Source organism: Halobacillus hunanensis, assembly GCF_900166655.1.
GTDB lineage: Bacteria > Bacillota > Bacilli > Bacillales > Halobacillaceae > Halobacillus_A > Halobacillus_A hunanensis.
Map to the genome: position 1 here is coordinate 29,202 of NZ_FVZB01000002.1, position 20,400 is coordinate 49,601.

The 20,400-nt window shown below is 41.5% G+C and carries 24 protein-coding genes and 1 rRNA gene; 1 reads left to right on the top strand and 24 read right to left on the bottom strand.

The features are described from left to right. Positions 1-15: 15 nt before the first annotated feature. The 12 genes from glmU to metG all read right to left on the bottom strand — a co-directional run bounded on the left by glmU (position 16) and on the right by metG (position 11,544). Complete coding sequence (gene glmU, locus B5354_RS00195; protein ID WP_079524821.1) at positions 16-1,395, bottom strand: bifunctional UDP-N-acetylglucosamine diphosphorylase/glucosamine-1-phosphate N-acetyltransferase GlmU; 1,380 nt, start codon at positions 1,393-1,395, stop codon at positions 16-18. Positions 1,396-1,607: 212 nt separating this feature from the next. Beyond that, a complete protein-coding gene (spoVG, locus tag B5354_RS00200) occupies positions 1,608-1,904 on the bottom strand; it encodes a septation regulator SpoVG (protein ID WP_079524823.1) in 297 nt (98 codons plus the stop codon). Positions 1,905-2,084: 180 nt separating this feature from the next. Then, positions 2,085-2,906 (bottom strand): pur operon repressor, encoded by an 822-nt coding sequence (purR, locus tag B5354_RS00205; RefSeq protein ID WP_079524826.1) that lies wholly within the window; start codon positions 2,904-2,906, stop codon positions 2,085-2,087. A 62-nt stretch (positions 2,907-2,968) separates the two neighbouring features. Beyond that, complete coding sequence (ispE, locus tag B5354_RS00210) at positions 2,969-3,835, bottom strand: 4-(cytidine 5'-diphospho)-2-C-methyl-D-erythritol kinase (protein ID WP_079524828.1); 867 nt, start codon at positions 3,833-3,835, stop codon at positions 2,969-2,971. A gap of 134 nt (positions 3,836-3,969) precedes the next feature. Then, on the bottom strand, positions 3,970-4,149 hold the full coding sequence (locus tag B5354_RS00215) for a small, acid-soluble spore protein, alpha/beta type (RefSeq protein ID WP_079524830.1): 180 nt from the start codon (positions 4,147-4,149) through the stop codon (positions 3,970-3,972). Between the two features lie 158 nt (positions 4,150-4,307). Further along, positions 4,308-4,568, bottom strand: a complete 261-nt coding sequence (gene veg / locus B5354_RS00220) for a biofilm formation stimulator Veg (RefSeq protein ID WP_079524832.1) — start codon at positions 4,566-4,568, stop codon at positions 4,308-4,310. A 205-nt stretch (positions 4,569-4,773) separates the two neighbouring features. Then, the gene (yabG, locus tag B5354_RS00225) at positions 4,774-5,652 is read right to left on the bottom strand and encodes a sporulation peptidase YabG (RefSeq protein ID WP_079524834.1); all 879 of its coding nucleotides are present in this window, start codon (positions 5,650-5,652) and stop codon (positions 4,774-4,776) included. Between the two features lie 62 nt (positions 5,653-5,714). Continuing rightward, complete coding sequence (gene rsmA, locus B5354_RS00230; protein WP_079524836.1) at positions 5,715-6,581, bottom strand: 16S rRNA (adenine(1518)-N(6)/adenine(1519)-N(6))-dimethyltransferase RsmA; 867 nt, start codon at positions 6,579-6,581, stop codon at positions 5,715-5,717. Then, positions 6,571-7,134, bottom strand: a complete 564-nt coding sequence (gene rnmV / locus B5354_RS00235; protein ID WP_079524838.1) for a ribonuclease M5 — start codon at positions 7,132-7,134, stop codon at positions 6,571-6,573. The genes rsmA and rnmV overlap by 11 nt, the downstream gene beginning before the upstream one ends. A 99-nt stretch (positions 7,135-7,233) precedes the next feature. Beyond that, positions 7,234-8,517: a ubiquitin-like domain-containing protein gene (locus B5354_RS20795; protein WP_079524839.1), complete on the bottom strand. Its 1,284-nt coding sequence runs from the start codon at positions 8,515-8,517 to the stop codon at positions 7,234-7,236. 215 nt (positions 8,518-8,732) lie between these two features. Continuing rightward, positions 8,733-9,503, bottom strand: coding sequence for a TatD family hydrolase (locus tag B5354_RS00245; RefSeq protein ID WP_079524841.1), 771 nt, complete (start codon positions 9,501-9,503; stop codon positions 8,733-8,735). A 73-nt stretch (positions 9,504-9,576) separates the two neighbouring features. Beyond that, the gene (gene metG, locus B5354_RS00250) at positions 9,577-11,544 is read right to left on the bottom strand and encodes a methionine--tRNA ligase (RefSeq protein ID WP_079524843.1); all 1,968 of its coding nucleotides are present in this window, start codon (positions 11,542-11,544) and stop codon (positions 9,577-9,579) included. A 423-nt stretch (positions 11,545-11,967) separates the two neighbouring features. On the opposite strand from metG, the gene B5354_RS00255 reads away from it, so the two are divergent. Further along, a complete protein-coding gene (locus B5354_RS00255; RefSeq protein ID WP_079524845.1) occupies positions 11,968-12,246 on the top strand; it encodes a transition state genes transcriptional regulator AbrB in 279 nt (92 codons plus the stop codon). A 108-nt stretch (positions 12,247-12,354) separates the two neighbouring features. On the opposite strand, the gene rsmI is transcribed toward B5354_RS00255, so the two are convergent. The 12 genes from rsmI to rrf all read right to left on the bottom strand — a co-directional run bounded on the left by rsmI (position 12,355) and on the right by rrf (position 20,389). Then, positions 12,355-13,230: a 16S rRNA (cytidine(1402)-2'-O)-methyltransferase gene (rsmI, locus tag B5354_RS00260; RefSeq protein WP_079524847.1), complete on the bottom strand. Its 876-nt coding sequence runs from the start codon at positions 13,228-13,230 to the stop codon at positions 12,355-12,357. After that, entirely contained in the window at positions 13,202-13,495 is a 294-nt protein-coding gene (locus B5354_RS00265) for a GIY-YIG nuclease family protein (RefSeq protein WP_079524849.1), read from the bottom strand. The genes rsmI and B5354_RS00265 overlap by 29 nt, the downstream gene beginning before the upstream one ends. Further along, positions 13,485-14,228: a tRNA1(Val) (adenine(37)-N6)-methyltransferase gene (locus B5354_RS00270; RefSeq protein ID WP_079524850.1), complete on the bottom strand. Its 744-nt coding sequence runs from the start codon at positions 14,226-14,228 to the stop codon at positions 13,485-13,487. Before B5354_RS00270 ends, B5354_RS00265 begins: the two co-directional genes overlap by 11 nt. A gap of 360 nt (positions 14,229-14,588) precedes the next feature. Then, the gene (yabA, locus tag B5354_RS00275; protein WP_139377022.1) at positions 14,589-14,936 is read right to left on the bottom strand and encodes a DNA replication initiation control protein YabA; all 348 of its coding nucleotides are present in this window, start codon (positions 14,934-14,936) and stop codon (positions 14,589-14,591) included. 16 nt (positions 14,937-14,952) lie between these two features. Beyond that, positions 14,953-15,780, bottom strand: coding sequence for a PSP1 domain-containing protein (locus B5354_RS00280; protein ID WP_079524853.1), 828 nt, complete (start codon positions 15,778-15,780; stop codon positions 14,953-14,955). Positions 15,781-15,787: 7 nt separating this feature from the next. Continuing rightward, complete coding sequence (gene holB, locus B5354_RS00285) at positions 15,788-16,774, bottom strand: DNA polymerase III subunit delta' (protein WP_079524855.1); 987 nt, start codon at positions 16,772-16,774, stop codon at positions 15,788-15,790. 13 nt (positions 16,775-16,787) lie between these two features. Next, positions 16,788-17,228, bottom strand: coding sequence for a YaaR family protein (locus B5354_RS00290; protein WP_079524857.1), 441 nt, complete (start codon positions 17,226-17,228; stop codon positions 16,788-16,790). Positions 17,229-17,246: 18 nt separating this feature from the next. After that, positions 17,247-17,576, bottom strand: a complete 330-nt coding sequence (locus B5354_RS00295) for a cyclic-di-AMP receptor (RefSeq protein WP_079524858.1) — start codon at positions 17,574-17,576, stop codon at positions 17,247-17,249. Positions 17,577-17,631: 55 nt separating this feature from the next. After that, entirely contained in the window at positions 17,632-18,258 is a 627-nt protein-coding gene (gene tmk, locus B5354_RS00300) for a dTMP kinase (protein WP_079524860.1), read from the bottom strand. 13 nt (positions 18,259-18,271) lie between these two features. Next, complete coding sequence (locus B5354_RS00305; protein ID WP_079524862.1) at positions 18,272-19,699, bottom strand: aminotransferase class I/II-fold pyridoxal phosphate-dependent enzyme; 1,428 nt, start codon at positions 19,697-19,699, stop codon at positions 18,272-18,274. 87 nt (positions 19,700-19,786) lie between these two features. After that, the gene (locus B5354_RS00310; protein ID WP_079524864.1) at positions 19,787-19,969 is read right to left on the bottom strand and encodes a sigma factor G inhibitor Gin; all 183 of its coding nucleotides are present in this window, start codon (positions 19,967-19,969) and stop codon (positions 19,787-19,789) included. Positions 19,970-20,275: 306 nt separating this feature from the next. Beyond that, positions 20,276-20,389 (bottom strand): 5S ribosomal RNA (gene rrf / locus B5354_RS00315). Positions 20,390-20,400: the final 11 nt, after the last annotated feature.

A 20,400-nucleotide genomic window follows, 5' to 3' on the forward strand; every position in this document is an offset into this window, starting at 1 on the left:
GGATAGAACCCTCCGTTAGTCTTTTTTATTTGAATTAATTTTACTTACATAGCCTTCTTTATTGGTTTGTCTGGACCTGGCAATTGACAAGGCCTCGGCCGGGACATCCTCATTGATTGTAGAGCCAGCTGCTACGTATGCACCTTTGCCTACAGTAACAGGTGCAATAAGATTTGAGTTACAACCTATAAAGGCATCATCTTCAATTTTCGTCATAAATTTATGTTGTCCATCATAGTTCACTGTAATTGTACCACAACCTATATTAACCCCGCTTCCTACTTCAGCGTCACCAATATAGCTTAAATGTGATGCCTTACTGCCTTCAGCGAAAGCAGCCTTCTTAATTTCAACAAAATTACCAACTTTTACATCATCACCGAGAGACGATTCTGGACGAATGTGAGCAAACGGCCCTATTTTGACACGCGCCCCAATATGACTGTTTGTTGCAACACTTTGTTTAACAGCTGTTTCTCCTCCGATATAGCAATCCTTTACAGTTGAATGAGGACCGATGATGGCATCATCTTCTATCGTTGTATTTCCTTCAATAATAGAACCTGGGTACACGATCACGTCTTGTCCCATTTTCACATCCGGGCCAATGTAAGTATGATCAGGATCCATTACTGTTACACCATTGCGCATGTGCCGTTCGTTAATACGCTGCTTCATCAACTTCTCTGCTTGAGCTAAGGCTACCCGGTCATTAACACCGAGGGATTCAGAAAAGTCCGGGGTTTGATAGGCACTTACTGTTTCATTTTTGTCCTGAAGAATCTGAATGACATCCGGCAGATAATATTCTCCTTGTGAATTATCGTTGGAGACGCCCTTTAAGGCTTCAAACAAAAATTCATTATCAAAACAATATGTACCTGTGTTAATTTCCTGGACAGCCTGTTCATCCTGTGAAGCATCCTTTTGCTCAACAATTCGCTCCACCTGCCCATTACCGCCGCGAATGACCCGTCCATATCCATGAGGGTTCTCAGCATGAGCTGTTAGTACAGTTGCCTTCGCTTGGGTAGATTCATGGTGATCCATCATCTTCTGCAATGTATCTTTCGTGAGTAACGGCGTATCTCCGCAGGCAACAACCGTTGTTCCTGGCTTTCCAGCAAGAATATGATCGGCCTGAAGCACAGCATGCCCAGTTCCCAATTGCTTCTCTTGCACGACGTAATGGCTATCTTCTCCGAGTTGGTCTTGAACTTTTTCTGCACCAAAACCAACAATGGTAATTAACTCATTTAATTGTAATTCCTTTAGTTGATCAACTACATGTTGCACCATTGGTTTACCGCATACTGGGTGTAAAACTTTATAAAGCTTTGACTTCATGCGTGTACCTTGTCCGGCTGCTAACACTACCGCATACTTATTGGTCATGAGGTAACCTCCATCCTAATTATCCATTATGAATAATATCTTAAAATAGGCTTTATTTCAACAATGAGACATATGCAGTAAACTGAGCAGGCCTATCTTTATTAATCTTGACGCGCTCCGAAACTGAAGAATTTCCGCCTCTAAGATTTATGCAAAAACAAAAAGAAGCCGGTTCTCTTTGAAACGAGATCCGGCTTCTTTTTTCACAAGTTTTAAGAGGCACCTGCTTCTTCATACTCTACTTCCGTATCAATTTCACCAGCTTTGTGGTATTCATTAAGTACAGCGTCTTGAATCTTCCCACGTGTACCAGAATTGATCGGATGGGCAATATCCCGAAATTCCCCGTCAGGTGTCCGTTTACTAGGCATAGCCACAAAGAGACCATTGTTGCCATCAATCACCCGTATGTCATGGACAACAAACTCCTGATCTAAGGTAATAGAAGCAATTGCTCGCATTCTTCCTTCGGTATTTACGCGTCGCAGTCTTACGTCAGTTACTTCCATTATCATTCACCACCTTTTCCCAAAAAAGAACTTACTAGAATAATTCCACATATCGGGAAAAATTCCTGCTTATTTCTAAAAAAATTTAAAGATTTAATTATGAAGCCCGTTTCAGTTCTTATGTATGAAAAAAGAAAGCCGTCACTGCAACAGATGAGACTTTCTTCTCAAAGGGTCAGTTCATTCAATTCGATTCAGGAGATTTCCAGCACGCACCTCAATTTTTGCATCCCGGTCATCCACATTCATGATTTGGACCAGTGAAATGTAATCATCCACTACACGATCTTCTTCTTCATCTTCTGCTTCAGCTAATACTCCAATGCCCGCTACTTCCGCATTGAATTCAGTCAATAAGTTCTTCATACCATTGATAGTCCCGCCAGCTTTCATGAAATCATCAATAATACATACTTTTGATCCTTCTGCCAGCGAGCGCTTTGTCAGAACCATGGTCTGAATTTTCCTTGTTGATCCCGAAACGTAGTTGATGCTGACCGTAGACCCTTCAGTAACTTTAGGATCGCGACGTACAATAACCACTGGAACATTCAAATAAGAAGCCACAGCATAGGCCAACGGAATTCCTTTCGTTGCCACGGTCATAACCGCATCAATTTCTTTATCTGCAAATGCCGAAGCAAACAAACGGCCAATCGTACGGACCGTATCAGGTTCAGCCAGAATATCGCTCATAAACAAGTATCCGCCTGGAAGCAGCCTGGCTGGATCTTCAAGTCGTTCACAAAGTTCATGTACAAATTGATGGCTGTAATCCTTAGAATAAGCAGGAATATACTTCACTCCTCCTGCAGCACCAGAAACAGTTTCCAGATAACCAATTCCTTCTTGGCGAAACATTTTATTCATAATTCCTAAATCCTCGCTGATGGAAGATTTTGCCGCTTCATATTTCTCTGATAAAAAAGGAAGAGAAACTAATTCACGAGGACGATCCAACACATAGTGCGTCATGACAACTAATCGTTCACTTCTTTTCATGAAAAGCCACCTCTAAAATCCGAATGTTATTATTACAATATATCAGATTTGTACGGATTTCATCAAGTCATTTCCCGATTCCCTAACATTCTTACGACGTAGACCTCAGTACAAAATCCCTTTAGACTATTATAAATCCGTTGGGCTCTCGCATCCTGACCTACCAAAGCAAAAACAGTAGGACCACTTCCACTCATCAACACGGCATCAGCTCCTGCCTGCCGCATTTGTTCTTTAATTTGATTCACTTCAGGGTGTAACTTCATCGTTACTCCTTCTAAAGCATTCCCGACGTGTCCACAGATCGCATCGAAGTCTCCCCGTCTCAAAGCATTTATCATTCCTACAGTGTCCGGGTGGGAGGCTGTTTTTGGGTTGAACCCTTGATAAATGGTTTGAGTGGAAACCCCAATCGTAGGCTTAGCAAGCACAACCCAGCAAGGTGGGGGGGACGGTAATTCCAGAATTTGTTCCCCACGACCTTTAGCTAAAGCTGTGCCCCCATACACGCAGAATGAAACATCAGAGCCTATTTTTGCACCCAACTCAGCAAGCTCGTCTAAACTTGCCCCTATTCCCCAGATTTCATTTACACCTCTTAGTACAGCAGCAGCATCACTGCTGCCGCCAGCAAGCCCGGCTGCTACCGGAATATTCTTTTCTATAAAAATCCTTACGCCTTCTTTAATTTTGTAATGATCTTTCATAAGTTTCGCAGCACGATAAGCAAGGTTCCGTTCATCATTAGGTACAAAGCGGCTTTCCGATTCAACGCGAATAATACCACTGCTTAACGTCGACAACTCAATTCGATCTGCCAGATCTACGGTTGTCATGACCATTTCCACTTCATGAAAGCCGTCTTCCCGTTTATATAATACATCCAATGATAAATTAATTTTGGCCGGGGCCTTCTCCAAAATTTCCATATCCTACACCCACTTCTCACATATTCTCTAAAAAGCATTGTACCATATCATAACAAAAAGCGTAGAAGACGGTCATGGACCCTTATTATAAAAAAACCTCCAGCACTTATAAGTGCTGGAGAGACAGTTTCAGCCTAAAACTGATCTTTTTTCATTTGTTCTTCTGCCATCTGAATGGCTCGCTTTACCATATTACCTGCATCGCGGGTTGTAATCCCACCCCAACCATCACTTTGCACTTTGTCGTAAAATCCAAGCTCTTTTGCGATTTCTTCTTTCAACGAATCGGACATCATACTTCTTCTGCGTCCCATCGTCTTCAGCTCCTTTCGCCTCACTTAGCTACGACAAGGTTAGTATATGATGTGCACTTTTTTTCATTCCGGCATATGTATGTAAGACTGGTAACTGTTTCTAGGGTAAAACTAAGTTTTTTTCGTAAAATAAGAAAAGCAGCAACCTCAAGAAGAGGTTACTGCTCCATAGCCATCGTCGATAGATCATCGAAGTTTAATTCGACCGTTTCTGTGAGTACATCTGCATAACTATAAGATACACGTTCGAAAGCATTTTCTTCTTGGTCTAATTCAACAATAAAAACGGCTGGATACGTTTCCGCAAGAACACCGGAACGCTCAATCGTCTTCCGACGGCCGCCGTTTGCTTTTAATGTTAAACGTTTTCCAATTTGCCCTTCAAGGGACTGCTTGATTTCTACTAACGTTTTAGCCACTACACTCCACCTCACTATTAAAAATATAACACGGTTTACGGATAAAGTCAAATAAAATATTTAATTATACCAGTATGGTAAATTCAATGTCAATACAATAACCTGTAAAACTTGATATTGTTTATCATATCCAATTTAAGGGAAAATATGTGTTAACCGTTAATGAATGAGTAAAAAGGTGCGGAATCACCATTCAGCACCTCTTTTAAAGTCGTTCTTCAGCATCTTTAGAGTAAGGAATTCCAATTCGCAACAGGCCGCGTGTTTCTACTCCGCCCATTCCTTTCTCCCCACTGATTGTATTTCGAATGACTTCCCAAATATTGATATGGTCCACGAACGATGTGTAGGCTATACGTGCTGCAACATAAACAGGGTCGATGGCATGAATGTTTACCCTGGCTGGTGAGCTGGCAAAATTAGCCCCAGCCCTTATTAATGATTCAAAATGTGACTGACAGGCTCCCGCGAAAATAACAAGCTGGTCAAAGTGGGGGTATTTTTGGCGTATACTTCGGACAGATTCAACAAAATAGCGCGAATTACGATATGAATCCAACTCACGAATTGATCCCTTTGTCTTGGAAAAGGAATCGTGACCAGTGATTACGACAATTTCAGGCTGAATCTTTTCCACTAAAGCTAAGACCTTCTCCGGCATTTCCTTTTCTTGTAAATATTGCCCATGAACTTGTAACCCTAGCTGTTCATACAATTGAATACATTTCTTTAAAAACAATGGATCGCCATCAATATGGAGAATGCGCGGGGGTATTTGAAAGTAATTTGGTTCTTCACTGCTGTCACCATAGCCGCTCCCGGCCTCTGCCTCCCTTTTTTCCCTTAAGAGGCGATAATCCTGCCGAAACAAGCGATAAGAATAAGCCTCTTGTTTATCAATATGAGACTTACGCTTGTGATATTCGGTTCCCGATACTTTTTGTAAATCATTTGATGGGGCATCCGCTTCTAAACGAATATCTTCCCCCATTAACTTGACCAGATTTCCATTCGTTGATTTTACACGAAACAAAATATCATGATTGTAAGACTTCCTTGTCACAAGATCTCCGTTGGTTAGCATTTATTTCCCCACCTCACAGCTAGCACTACGTTAGTGTATGTGGGGAGTTAGATCGTGTGACTTTAGTTAAGGTGCCTAGCTAACAAGGCGAATTCTTCCATCGATAAGGATTCCCCACGCCGCTTAGGATCAATCCCGGCCTTTTCCAGGTGTGCCTGGATATCAGCCTTATCCATTTTCCCTTTAAAATGACGGGCTAAGTTATTGATTAATGTTTTTCTCCGCTGGCCAAACGAGGCCTTCACTAATTCAAAGAAAAAGTCTTCATCCTCTACATTTACAGGCGGTTCCGTTCTCATTTTCAAATGGAGGACAGACGAATCGACATTCGGTTGTGGCATAAACACGGTCTTAGGTACATTCATAGCGATCTGAGCTTCCGTATAATATTGAACCGCTATCGATAAAGATCCATAACTTTTGGTATTAGGCACGGCCGCCATCCGATCAGCGACTTCCTTCTGGATCATCACCGTTATACTGTCGATTGGCAGACGATCCATCAACAGCTTCATTAGTATAGGGGTGGTAATATAGTAAGGAAGGTTAGCAACCACTTTCACCCCTTGACCTGAACTGAATTGATCCTCAATAACCTCTTTTACGTCGGCCTTTAAAATGTCTTGATTGATTATTTCAACATTATTATAAGGGGAGAGGCTGTCACCTAAGATCGGCAATAAACGCTGATCGATTTCAAACGCCACCACCTTGTCTGCATACTGAGCCAGTTGTTCGGTCAAAGCTCCAATTCCCGGCCCAATTTCAATGGCGCCGGCGTTTTGATCGATTTCTGCATGTTCTATTATGTTCTTCAGTATATTGACATCAATAATGAAATTTTGGCCTAAGCTCTTTTTAAAAGAAAAACCATATGTGTCAAGGATTTCCTTTGTACGTCTGGGTGTAGCTACAGCTTTACTGTTCATTCTTCTCCTCCTGGATAATCTGATTCATGGCCGTACCAAGCTGATCTTTCGTAATGTGAAACATATTAAGGCGGCGTAAAAGCTGCTTGCCATTTGTCTTTCCTATGTGAAGCCGGTTCCCTAACTTCTCACGCCTTCTGCCGGCAGAGGGGCCGCCTATTAAGCCAAAAGCAATCAGGTCATCTTTATTGATCTCGCTTAACGCGGGATCACTCAGCTCATATACTAATGATAATGCCTGTCTAATATGTTCAAGGGAAGCATGTTCAATACCGACGCCCCGATCTTTCCTCGCTCTTGCATGGTCCTTCGGAAGAAAGGCATGCTTACATCCCTTCACCTGCTGATCCACAATATGTCTGATTCTCTCCCCGGGATAGTCCGGGTCAGTGAAAATAATAACTCCACGTTTCTCCTTAGCATGCCTAATTTGTTCAATTACATATCGATCTATAGCAGATCCATTCGTTTCAATGGTATCTGCACTAACAGCCTGACGAACCTTTGCTGTATCGTCTTTTCCTTCAACAACAATAACTTCTTTTATCCTCAAAAGCTATCTTCCTCCAGTATATGTCTCCTTATAACCTTACTTAGCATACCACGAGTACAAAACAGAAAAAAGCAGAGGGAACAACCTCTGCTTCGACTTTTACTCCAATATTTTAACCTGTACAGTTCGATGCCCGAAGCTGCCAGCTTCACTTTTTGAAGGGATAAACACATCGATCTTGTTCCCTTGAATAGCTCCGCCTGTGTCTCCTGCCACTGCATAGCCATAGCCTTCCACCCAGACACGGCTTCCTAAAGGAATGACACTCGGGTCTACAGCAATCACTTTCTTATCAGGGTTCTCCTTCAGATTAATTCCTGTAGCAGTGATACCTGAGCATCCAGGACAGTTCGCTGAATAGGCGGTAGCCTTCATATAAAGCGTCTTAGCCCCGCTATCGCTGCTTCTTGATGGAGTCGTTGACGTATCAGAAGTTGTACTCGTTGCTACGACATTTGTTACTGCCGGCTCTTGAGAAGCCTTAGCTTTGTCGGCAGAGGCTGTCACATGGTTCGGTTCCGCCTTTGGCGCTTCCGTCTTTGTTCCCAGGGCAACAATTTGATCCTGACTTTCCCTTTCTACCGTCTCTTTCACTAACTCCCGATTTGTTTCTTCACCGTTCGTAATGGTGACTTCATATTCTTTCGTGACTAAACCAACTTCTCCGTCAGAAATAATACGCTCTTCCCCTTTAGGAATAGAATCATCTTTACGGGTGATTACCGTGTACTCAACTTCTTCCTCGACAACATCTTTTACTTTTTCAATCCGTGTAATTGATATAGGAATGTCAGAGTGAACTTTATCCGTTTTAGATACATTTAACTGATCCATTTCATCTAACGTAACGTTCTGTTTGTTTAAAAAATCGTTAACAGTAGAAGCTGTAGTCCAAATCTTTTGCTTCTCACCACCGTTATTAAACGTTACTTGAACGGCCTTCTTCACTTCAAGCTTCATTCCGTCTTTAATGGGTGATGCCATGTCGTGTGATATGTAATCCCGATCCTTTAGTTCCAATTGCTGATCATTAAGAAATTCACCAACTGTTGCTGCAGTCGTGTGAAAACGGTTTGCTTCTTTACCAACAGCTAGGTTAATAGTTTTTGATTGGGTATATTCTATATCCATACCATATGTAATAGGTTGTGATAACTCGTGTGACAACCGATCATGAGGTTCTAATGTTACATTGAGTTCTGCCAGTAATCCTTCGATCGTATCGGCATGAGTGCGAACGAGTTGCTGCTCACCATCCGTGGTAACCTGTACCGAAGCTTTTGTGGCTTCATACATAACGAACCCTAGAAAGGTGATACTCAAGGTTGAAATTACAAATGTCCAAACCAGAGCTGAACACAGTACTGATTTAACGTTTTTCATTCTCCCCTTCCTCCTTCTTTAAGCATGCGTTGACTTATAGTGAATATGACAAAATGATGTCACAAAATACAGTTTCATAAAAAAAAGAAGCCAGCTAATAGTAGCTGACTCTTATCATTATGCACTTGTACCTATGAAATTAACATAACAAACATGTTACAATTCCCATACATTTTCACCGTTTGTTTGTAATATTAATCTAAAAGTCCTCTTTATCATGACTTAATTCGGAAGAAATCGAGGGCGTTCTTCATTGTCTGTTGACTAACCTCTTCATAAGTCAGTCCCTTTAATTCAGCAATTTGCTCCGCCACAAGCTTGACGTAAGCAGGTTCATTCCGTTTTCCCCGATTCGGATGCGGGGCAAGGAATGGACAATCTGTTTCGACAAGTAAATGGTCAAGGTCAATAGCTTGAGCTACCTCTTTTGGCAGTTTAGCGTTCTTGAAAGTAACTGGACCTCCTAAGGAGATCATAAAGTTCATATCAATACATGCCCTGGCTATTTCAACTGGGCCGCTATAGCAATGCATAATTCCTCCAACTTCTGCAGCATTCTCTTCTCGTAAGATCTCGACAATATCTTCAGTCGCTTCTCGGTTATGGATGATGATAGGCATGTTTACTTTTTTGGCTAATTTAATTTGTTTGCGAAATACCTCTTTTTGAATCTCTGCCGGAGACTTATCCCAATGATAATCAAGCCCCATCTCCCCAATAGCGACTACCTTAGGATGGGCGGAAAGTTCTTCAATCCAGTCAAGATCTTCATCTGTCATATCAATTGCATCAACTGGATGCCAGCCCACCGCTGCATAAATATGCTCATGATCTTCCGCAATTTTAATAGCTGCGGGAATCGTTTTTCGGTCGAAGCCCACTACCGTCATGTAGGTAACTCCTGCATCTGTCGCCCGTGTGATCGTTTCCTCAAGATCCTCTGTAAATTGGTCTGCATTCAAATGCACATGTGTATCAAACAACATGATCAATGCCTCCTTTGTTACCTGTAAAAGCAAAGGGGAAGCGTCAATTCCCTGCTCCCCCTTCCTTCTTTGCTTACTTAACTTTTGTCCCATTCTCAATGGTTTGATCGATCGAAGCTAAAGCAAGTTTCCCTTGCTCATCTTCCCCAGCTAAAATCATACCCTGCGACAGTTCACCGCGAAGTTTCACAGGCTTTAAGTTTGTAATACAAATAACCTTTCTTCCTATGAGCGCATCTTCCTCGTAATGTTCTGCAATACCTGACACCACTTGGCGCTTCTCCCCGCCAAGGTCTAATTGCAACTTGAGCAGCTTGTCAGCTTTCTTTACTTTTTCTGCCTTTATGACTTCGGCAACACGAAAATCCAGTTTCATAAAGTCATCCATCGTTATTTCTTTAAGCTGGTCCTGTTGATTTTGCTTCTCTTCTTTCTTTTCGACCTTTTCAGGAGTTGGTTTTTTCATCATATCCTTAATAATTTGAATTTCTTCCTCTGCGTCCAACCGAGGGAAAATTGGCTCATCCTTCTGTACGGTCGTACCTTGGGGAAGTCCCTTAAACTCAGTAATGCTGTCCCACTGCTTCCACTCACCTTGATTTATTCCTAGTTGTTTGAAGATTTTCTCAGGCGTATGTGTCAAGAATGGTTGAAGCATGACTCCTATGTGTCGTAAAGACTCAGCCAGATGGGCCATCACATTCCCTAAGCGTGCTTTTTTATTATCATCTTTAGCCAAAATCCAAGGTTGTGTCTCATCAATATATTTATTTGTCCGGCTGACAAGTTTCCATAAGTCTGCCAAAGCAACAGAGAACTCCATATTTTCTAATGAGTGTTCAACAGATACGCGAGTTTCTTCTGCTAATTTCTCAAGATTGGCATCAAACTCATCTTCTGATAGTGAAAGGGCCGGGACCTCACCATTAAAATATTTACTGATCATGGCCACCGTACGGTTCAACAAGTTGCCTAGATCGTTTGCTAAATCATAGTTTGTCCGTTCCACAAACGCTTCCGGCGTGAAGACCCCATCAGAACCGAATGGCACCTCACGTAGTAAATAATACCGAAGCGCATCAAGTCCATAACGATCACTTAATTGAACAGGATCAACGACATTTCCTTTTGATTTAGACATCTTCCCGTCTTTCATTAAGATCCAGCCATGAGCAAATACTTTCTTTGGCAGCGGCAGGTCCAGTGCCATTAGCATAATTGGCCAATAAATTGTATGGAAACGAACTATTTCTTTTCCAACCAAGTGCACATCCGCCGGCCAGTACTTCTTATACAACTCCTCGTCATCACTTCCAAAGCCAAGAGCTGAAATATAGTTGCTTAACGCATCAATCCATACATAAATCACATGCTTCTCGTTACCCGGCACTTGAACGCCCCAGTCAAATGTTGTTCTTGATACGGCCAGGTCCTCAAGCCCTGGTTTAATAAAGTTATTAATCATTTCATTCTTACGGCTTTCGGGCTGAATGAATGTAGGATTATTCTCATAAAACTCAAGAAGCTGGTCAACATATTTACTCATTCTAAAGAAATACGATTCTTCTTTTACTTTTTCAACAGGACCGCCGCAATCTGGACAGTGCCCTTCATCCAGCTGACGTTCAGTAAAGAACGACTCACATGGGGTACAATACCACCCTTCATATTCATCAAGGTAGATATCCCCTTTCTCCATAAGATAGTCGAAGATTTTCGCTACTACGACCTTATGGCGCTCCTGTGTGGTACGGATAAAATCGTCATAAGAAATATCCAGCTTGTCCCAAAGGTCTTTAATCCCGCTTACGATCTCATCTACATAAGCCTGGGAACTAACCCCTTTCTCTTCAGCTTTACGCTGGATCTTCTGGCCATGTTCATCCGTCCCGGTTAAGTACATTACATCATAGCCTTGCAAACGCTTATATCTAGCCATAGCATCACCAGCTACCGTCGTATAGGCGTGACCTATATGCAAGTTTCCACTTGGATAATAAATTGGTGTACTAATATAAAATGTCTTTTTATTCTCAGACATCTTACTCCCTCCTCTATTTCACAGCCATATTGGCAACTTTTCGCCACGTATAATGTGTATTGTATCATTTTTTTTGTATATTTTCTGTATTTCCATTCCTAGCCTCCAAATATACCGAATGAATTAATAAAATGTCAAAAAATAGAGCAGCTATTTATTTTTAGTTGTTTTACATCTATCATGACTTTGGTAAACTGTAATTAATTCTTAACTTGGATATTAAATCCATTATTGGAATTCTTAGTTCCTGCCTAGCACGTAAACAGGCCGATGATCTAGGGATTTTTGGTTGTTATTTCCTCGTTATGCATGGAAATAGGACAAAATATTCAGAATTGACATGTTTGGGAATCGTTGGTATTATATACTGCGAGACATATGTCGAAATATGACGAATAACTTTTGAGTGAGGGGAGCAAAAAAATGAAATCTACAGGTATTGTACGTAAAGTAGACGAGCTGGGTCGTGTCGTAATTCCAATTGAACTTCGCCGCACCCTTGGAATCAACGAGAAGGATGCTCTAGAAATCTACGTTGATGATGATCGTATCGTTCTTAAGAAATATAAGCCTAACATGACTTGTCACGTTACAGGGGAAGTTTCCGATGACAACATGAAACTTGCAAATGGTAACTTAGTGCTTAGCCAAGAAGGCGCACAAATGTTGCTCAAAGAAATTCAAAGCCATATAAACAAATAAAACAAAGACATAAACAGACAACTGGCATGTAACAAATTTTTACTAATAAAGATGGCATATGCTCACAAAGAAGCCCTAACTGAAACAGGCCTGACAGTTAGGGCTTTATTATTCCTCAACGTGATATATTTGATAGACATCTCGTTTTGAAAGTTTACGATCTAAAGAGGTTTGCTTAATGGCTTCCTTACTCTTCATAGCTTTTTCCTCAATATAGTACTCCACATGTTCGTTAATTGACAAATGACTCCACCAAAATGGATCCGTCACTTCATTTTGCGTAGTACCTTCAACAACCACACAAAACTCTCCCCTTACCTCTGAGTGCTCAGCCCACTCTGATATTTCTTCCAACGTTCCGCGTACGTATTCTTCATAACGTTTTGTTAACTCACGGGCCAGCACAGCCCTTCGATTTCCAAACTGCTCTTGTACGTGGGCCAGCATATCCTTTAAACGGTGTGGCGATTCATAGAAAATAATAGTCGATTTTTGATTTTGCAATAATTCTAACTCTGCTAGCCGATCTTTCTTTTTCCTAGGTAAAAAACCATAATAATAAAAGCTGTCTGTCGGCAGACCAGATCCTACTAAAGCAGGCAGAGCGGCGTTGGCTCCAGGCAGGACAATGACAGGAATCTCCTCATCTAGAGCTAACCTGACTAAATCAGAGCCCGGATCAGATATACCCGGCATTCCAGCATCACTTACGATGGCGATCATTTCCCCATTGCTCAGTCGATCAATAAGTTGAGGTCCTCGCGTCATTTTATTATGCTCGTGGTAACTGATCAGGGAAGTGGAAAGCTCAAAATGGTTGAGCAGTTTCTTCGTGTTTCTTGTATCTTCTGCAGCAATCACATCCACTTTGCCTAACACAGTAACGGCCCGATAAGTCATATCATCTAAATTACCAATCGGCGTCGGCACGATATAAAGTTCGCCTGCCTGTCTATCATCTGCGAAGCTTTTTTGAATATTCATCCAGCATTCCCCCTTGATGATTTACAATCCACTCTTCCTTCTCAACTCTGGACATTTTCTTAATTTTATATTCCTTTTGCATCGCTTCTGTTTTTGAATCATAGGATTGACAATAGACTAAGGCAAATGGCCCCCGTCCTCTCGTGTATTTGGCTCCTTTGCCCACTGTATGCTTTTCAATCCTTGCCTTTAAATCGTTTGTGTAACCTGTATAAAGCGTATCATCATTACAACGAAGCATGTACACATAGTGGTTATTTCCCATAAAGAATCTCCCTGAATTCGTGACTATATTCGCCATCCTCATCGTGAGTGTACAGCGGCGGAAGAATTTTCAAATCAGGTTTACCGTCACGCGCGGCTTCAATAAGTAAAACATTTGCTTCTTTCCCCTTTTTAGGATAGACGAGTTGAATCCGTTTCGGTTCTAAGCGATACTTTCGAAAAAGGGAGATCAAATCAATCATCCTTCCGGGACGATGAACTATTGAAACCTTGCCGCCAGATTTACATAAGCGGCTGCAGGCTTTTATCACATCTTCAAGTGAACAATGAATTTCATGCCTGGCAATGGCCAAGTGTTCATTTATATTTCTTTTATCTGTTACAGGAGTAGCAAAATAGGGCGGGTTACACGTAATTTGATCAAATTTCCCATTCCCTATTAGAGCCGGCATATCCTTTAAATCTGCATGTATCATCTCAAGCCGGTTTTCAAGCTGGTTAAGCTGGACATTTCTAACAGCCATGTCGTATAAGCGCTCCTGAATTTCCACACCAGTTATTTTTACTTGCGACCTTCGGCTAAGAAATAATGGGATCACTCCATTGCCTGTACATAAGTCCAGAATTTTCCCTCTGGTTATTGGGACTGAAGTAAAGCGCGCTAATAAGACAGCATCAATTGAGAAAGCAAAAACTTCTTTACTTTGGATAATTCTCATATTTTCTTCTGCTAACAGAAAGTCTATTCGTTCATCACCTTTTAACACAACCATATATGTATTCCTTTCTATTGTGAAAAATCAATTCGATCATTAATTTAAGGGGGATTATTAAGTAGAAACTATGATCGGTGCATGCTACGGAAAATATACTTCTCTTTCCGCGGGCGGCCGGTGAGTCCCCTTGTGCTGACGCACTGCGGGGTCTCACCTAGGCCTTTCCTCCCGCAGGAGTCTACGCATATTTTCTCCGCTGCATCAATACATCATTCGTCTTTTTCGTTAGGAAGTTCGACTTCAAAGAAGTTCGGCTAAAATCGAAACGTCCTGTTTCAACGCCGAACGCCCCCACGTCCTGTGGGGCCAAAAATTAAGCCTTTCCTCGAGTGGAGCAAGGAAAGGCCTGGACCGAATTTATTTCTTCTTGTTCAAAAAAGACAGACAAAACAAACAATCTTCGTCACGTGGACTGCCAAAATGCAAATTACAAATATGAAAACCTTCTTCATACAGTCTGGCTAAATTATCATAACCTTCGCCAACAACTGTTCCTTTCGCATGATTTGATCCCCGTGACGTTTGTTCTGTTTGCTCGTTTTCCTTATCCAAACGTTGCCTTAGATGATGGTTTTCAAGCGATAAGTGCTGGTTTTCTTCTAGTAAGTAAGCAAGTTGGGCCTTTAAGTCACCTAATTGCTCATAGAGCTCGCCAATTTGTGACTCTAAATGTGATACTTGTTCAAAAATAGCTTTCTTGTTCACGCTTGATTCCACCCCATTATTCTGTGGCTTCGGTTTGAACGACTCCTTCATCGATCAGTTCCTGCAGGGAATACTCAAGGACACGTTCCTGTTCTTTATATTCAACTTGAACGATTCGCTCCAGCATATTTAACCCTACAACCTTCCCTTTACCAAAGGAAGTAGCAACATTTCTACCTATGTCAGGAAGCTCTTTCTTAGCAGCTTCATAGTCATCATTTTCGTATTTCAAACAGCACATCAGGCGGCCGCATAGACCTGAAATCTTAGCTGGATTTAACGACAAGTTTTGATCCTTGGCCATTTTAATAGACACTGGTTCAAAGTCGCCTAAAAAGGTGGAGCAGCATAGCATACGTCCGCAAGGTCCGATACCGCCAAGCATTTTGGCCTCATCCCGGACACCGATTTGGCGCAGTTCAATTCGTGTTTTAAATACTGAAGCCAAATCTTTTACTAACGTACGGAAGTCTACTCTACCGTCTGCTGTGAAATAGAAAATAACTTTCTTACGGTCAAACGTATATTCAACTTCTACTAAGTTCATGTCCAATTTATGTTCACGTATCTTCATCTCACATACACGGTAGGCCTCTTGGGAATTGTCATGGTTCTCGTCCACAGTCAATTTATCTTTATCATCAGCAATTCTGATTACTTTTTTCAAAGGTAAGACAATATCTTCCTCATCGACCGATCGATTAGCGATGACAACTTTACCAAATTCAATTCCCCGGACTGTTTCGACAATGACGTAATCTTCTGTCGTCATCTTTAAATCACCGGGGTCAAAATAATAGATCTTTCCCGCCTGTTTGAATCGGACACCTACAACTTCGATCACTTGATAATCACCTCTGCAGTTGAAGTGTAAGCTGTTCCATCACTAAAGTAGGATGGACATTCTGATTTATCTTTCGTTTAGCCTCAAGAATGAACGACAAGGATTGCACAGCGGATTGACGTGACCACCTTAAAGCAGCCTGGTTCCTTTTCTCTTTCTCTTGCACAAAAACAATGGCATCTTCGCGGTCCAAATCATAATGAATTAAATCGTGAAACCATAGCATTAGCACGTCCAACCCCATCTGAAGCTGTTGACGCTCCTTAAAATGAGACATCCACTGATGGTTGATAAATAAAAGTCCTTCATTTGGTTTATTTAGAAGCACTTCAATTAATTGTATCACTAATTTTCGCACATTAGCAAACCACTCATCGTCATTTAACTCCTGGGCCACAGACAAATTATTCGTAAGCTCTGACAGCAATTTTGCATTTGACTGAGAGACCCCCTGTTCCTCCAGCCTTTCCGCGATTTTCAGTTGATTGAGAGGCTGAAAAGAAAGCAGTTGACAACGTGATCTAATTGTATCAAGCATAGCCTGACTATTTTCTGTCAACAGCATCGCTGTAGTCTGCTGACTGGGCTCCTCGAGGAACTTGAGTAAACGGTTTGATGCATTGACCGTCATTTTATCTGAATCGACTATAATGTACACTTTACGATTTGACTCTAAGCCCGTATACGTAAATTCTTTTTGTAAATTAAGTATTTGTTCTTTTTTTATAGATTGACCATCAGGCTCTACCCAGTGAAGATCAGGATGATTCCCTGAATCAATTCGTATACAGTCCCTGCATTCAAGACATGGTTCTGCCCCATTACGCTGCTTACAAAAAATGCTTTTAGCAAAAAGCATACTCATCTCACGCTTACCTGTTCCTTTGTTTCCATGGAACAAGTAAGCATGCGAGATGCGTCCTTTGTTAAAACTATTCATAAGCATTTGGCTTACTAGCGGTTGAACTTCTTTCATTTCTCCCCATGACTGCATAATGATTCCGTCCTTAAGTATATAAATTAATTAGTAACCCTTTGATTTCACCGATAAGCCCCAGAATATCAATGGATTGCCTCTCCTGATCCATAACAGATTCAGTCAATTCTGCCAGCTTCTGGTCAACTGATTCCACTATGGTCAACTTTCGACTATGACCCTGCCAATCAAAACTATGACTATGCTTAAGGTTCATCCCATACTGAACAGATTCCTCAACAAAATCTTTTACCAACCGCTTATATTTAGCAAGATCGCGAAACGAACGAAACCTCGCCACTCGTTCACCCTGGGCCGCAATACTTTTCAACAGTTTGTTAAGTTGGTCTTGCTGCAATTGCTGAGTTTGAGTTTGCACGATTTGATTAAAGTTTGTCTTTCCACTCATTTGCTGAGGCGGCTGCTTTTTAGCTGCATCGAGCTGGGTGCGCATTTCCTGGGTAATCTTCATTTCGATAACCCCTTTCCCTTAAAACTGAAAGAAAGAATCAACCGGAAGAATAAATACAGTCGCACCGCCTACCTCCACTTTCACCGGCTTAGGAATGTATGAATCTGCATTCCCGCCCATTGGTGAAATCGGAGCAACCATTTGATCACGCTGACTGCAATTTTTCTTAATGATTGTTAAGGCATCATCAACGTGCTCATCCTCACACCCAATCATAAAGGTGGTATTTCCTTCTCTTAAAAATCCGCCTGTTGTCGATAGTTTTGTCGTTTTAAATTGATTATCAGCCAATGCATCATTTAAACGATTACTGTCTTTATCCTGAACAACCGCAATAATCATTTTCATTAAAATGCATCCTCCCATTACCGTTTTACTCATTATAGCAGAATCCCATTATTCTTTATGACAAAAATAATTCAAGTTCCCGCATCGCCTCACGCTTCACCTGTTTGACTGTTTGATCAGCATTTATTACTTTCATTCGATCCGGGTTTTGTTCAAGGAGCCTATGGTAAGCTTGATATACCTTCTCATGAAACTCAAGCTTCTCAAGATCCAGCCGGTTCTTCTCCCGTTTTTCATTCTGAGCAATTCTCTTTAATCCTTGTTCTGGCTTTATATCAAAGAATAGTGTCAGATCTGGCATACATCCTGCAATAGCAAATTCATTTATTTTCCGTACTTCTTCTATCCCTAACCCTCTTGCAGCTCCTTGATAAGCCAGGCTCGAATCAACGAAACGGTCACACAGTACAATGGAGCCAGCCTCCATCGCCGGCAGAACTTTTTCCACTAAGTGCTGGCGGCGGGCAGCAGCATAAAGCAGAGCTTCTGTTCTCGGATCCATCATCGTATGATGTGTATCTAAAATGATGTCTCGTATTCTTTCAGCAATTTGAATACCGCCGGGTTCTCTCGTTTCCAGTACAGAATATCCCTTTGCGGATAGTTCCTCTCCAACGATTTTAAGTATGGTTGATTTTCCGGCTCCCTCGCCGCCTTCAAATGTAATAAAAAGTCCCTTCACCAACAATTCTCCTTTAAAATACCCAGATTCCACGTTCAACATGCACATTCTGAAAACTTGCCCCTTGACGAAGCAACGCGTTCACACCATTTACCTGCTCCTTAGAGACACGTTCCCCTTTTAGAATAAAAGGAATGCCTGGGGGATAGGGTATTACAGCCTCTGCACAAATTCGGTTGGCTGCATACCTCCACTCCACAAATTCTGAAGATCTTAACGACATCTCCGCATAATCTATATCTAAAGTTTGAAACTTTGGAAACAGTGGTTGATCTACACTTATTGTAGCATTTTTCAGCTGTTTTTTTAATTGGCAATTTACCTCTTCCAGGCGTTCATGCAGTTTGTGCAGATTCATATTTGGAGTGAGCCCGATTGTTAATAACACCTGTTTTTCTGTAGCAAGTTCTGGATACAGATGATGAGCCTCAAGTACTTCTGCTACTTGAAATCCGGATAAACCGCCGCGGGCCTCTAACGTAAGCTTTAGCGGGTCATCCAAATATCCGCCCGGTAGCAATCCCCAATAACTAGAGGCCTCTGCCCAAACCTTTCGAAGACCATCGATGTATGTTAACAAATTACTTTTATCAGCTTGAGTAAAGGAAGCCAGATAATGCCGTGCTAAATCCAGGCTCGCCATCAGAGGATAGGACGGACTGCTAGATTGAAATACTTGCAGGTAATAATTAAGACGTGATTGATCTATCTTCTCCCCCTTCACATGAAGATAGGAAGCCATGGTCATGGCAGGAGCCATTTTGTGTGCAGACTGAATAATTAAATCCCCGCCTAAGTCTATCGCGGAAGGTGGAAATGGCAGACCTAATTTAAAATGGACACCGTGAGCCTCATCGACGACCACTGGAATATGATAGTTATGTACAACTTCGCATACTCTTTTCATATCAAAAACGCGGCCAAAGTAATCTGGATAAGTAAGAAAAACTGCACTAGCTTCCGAATGCTGCTTCAATGCTTCATTAATTATTTCTGCATTTACTCCACTGTAACGTCCTGTATCTTTCTCATAATCAGGCATCAAAAACACGGGCTGAGCTCCAGCTAATTCTAAGCCATGAAGAATAGATTTATGACAGTTCCGCTGAACAATAACCGTATCCCCCGGACGACAAACTGACAGAACTGCAGCTAAAATTCCTGAAGTTGTTCCGTTAACTAAAAAGTAAGTATCGTCACTCTCAAAAAATTGACTTGCCAATTCCTGAGCCTCTTTAATTACACCTTTAGCTGCATGTAAATCATCTAGACCTGCAATTTCCGTAGCGTCCACTTCTAAAATAGATTGAAACAGTTCTTTTCCACTCTCTGAAAAGACTGTACCAAATTTATGGCCCGGAACGTGAAAGGAATAAGACTCTTCTTTCTTCAAATTGAGTAGTGCTTCATAAAGCGGCATTTTATGTTGACTTGGATTCATGTGATTCCCCCCTTGTCCCTTATGTTTATCATACTCTCTATTAATCATTGAAAAAAGCCACTCTACACATTTAGAGTGGCTTGAAAACTAGGATACAATAACTGAACGATGTGCCTTATTCATTTGCTGTACAAAATATTGATATTTAGGGTCATCAGACGGAGTGTTTATCATTTCTTTCTCACACGAATGGCAAATATAGACCTGAAGCAAGTGAATACCATCATCAGTCTTCTTTGAACAAATACTGCAGCTTTCAGTAGATTTCATATTGGGCGCCCTCCTCAAAGTGTTCTCTGCCCTGAGAACTATCTTTAATTTACCCTTAGTATCTCCGAATCTATTAATAATATACCTGTTAATTATTAAAAGTTTTAGTTTTATGAGATTTGCTGAAATTTTATCACTGATCTTATTCCAGTAGCAACTTATTTGGGCATCATTCCTAATTCCTTTATACCCTATGATAAGAGATGCTAAAGCGTTCCTCCTTCAGCGTCCTTACGGGTGAGAGTGACATCATTTTTCTTTTCTTCACACAAAAAAGCCTTGGAAATATCCAAGGCTTTTAGATTGACGTGGCCGCGTCCTACTCTCACGGGGATCGACCCGACTACCATCGGCGCTGAAGAGCTTAACTGCTGTGTTCGGCATGGGAACAGGTGTGACCTCTTCGCTCTCGCCACCACATCATGTTATAA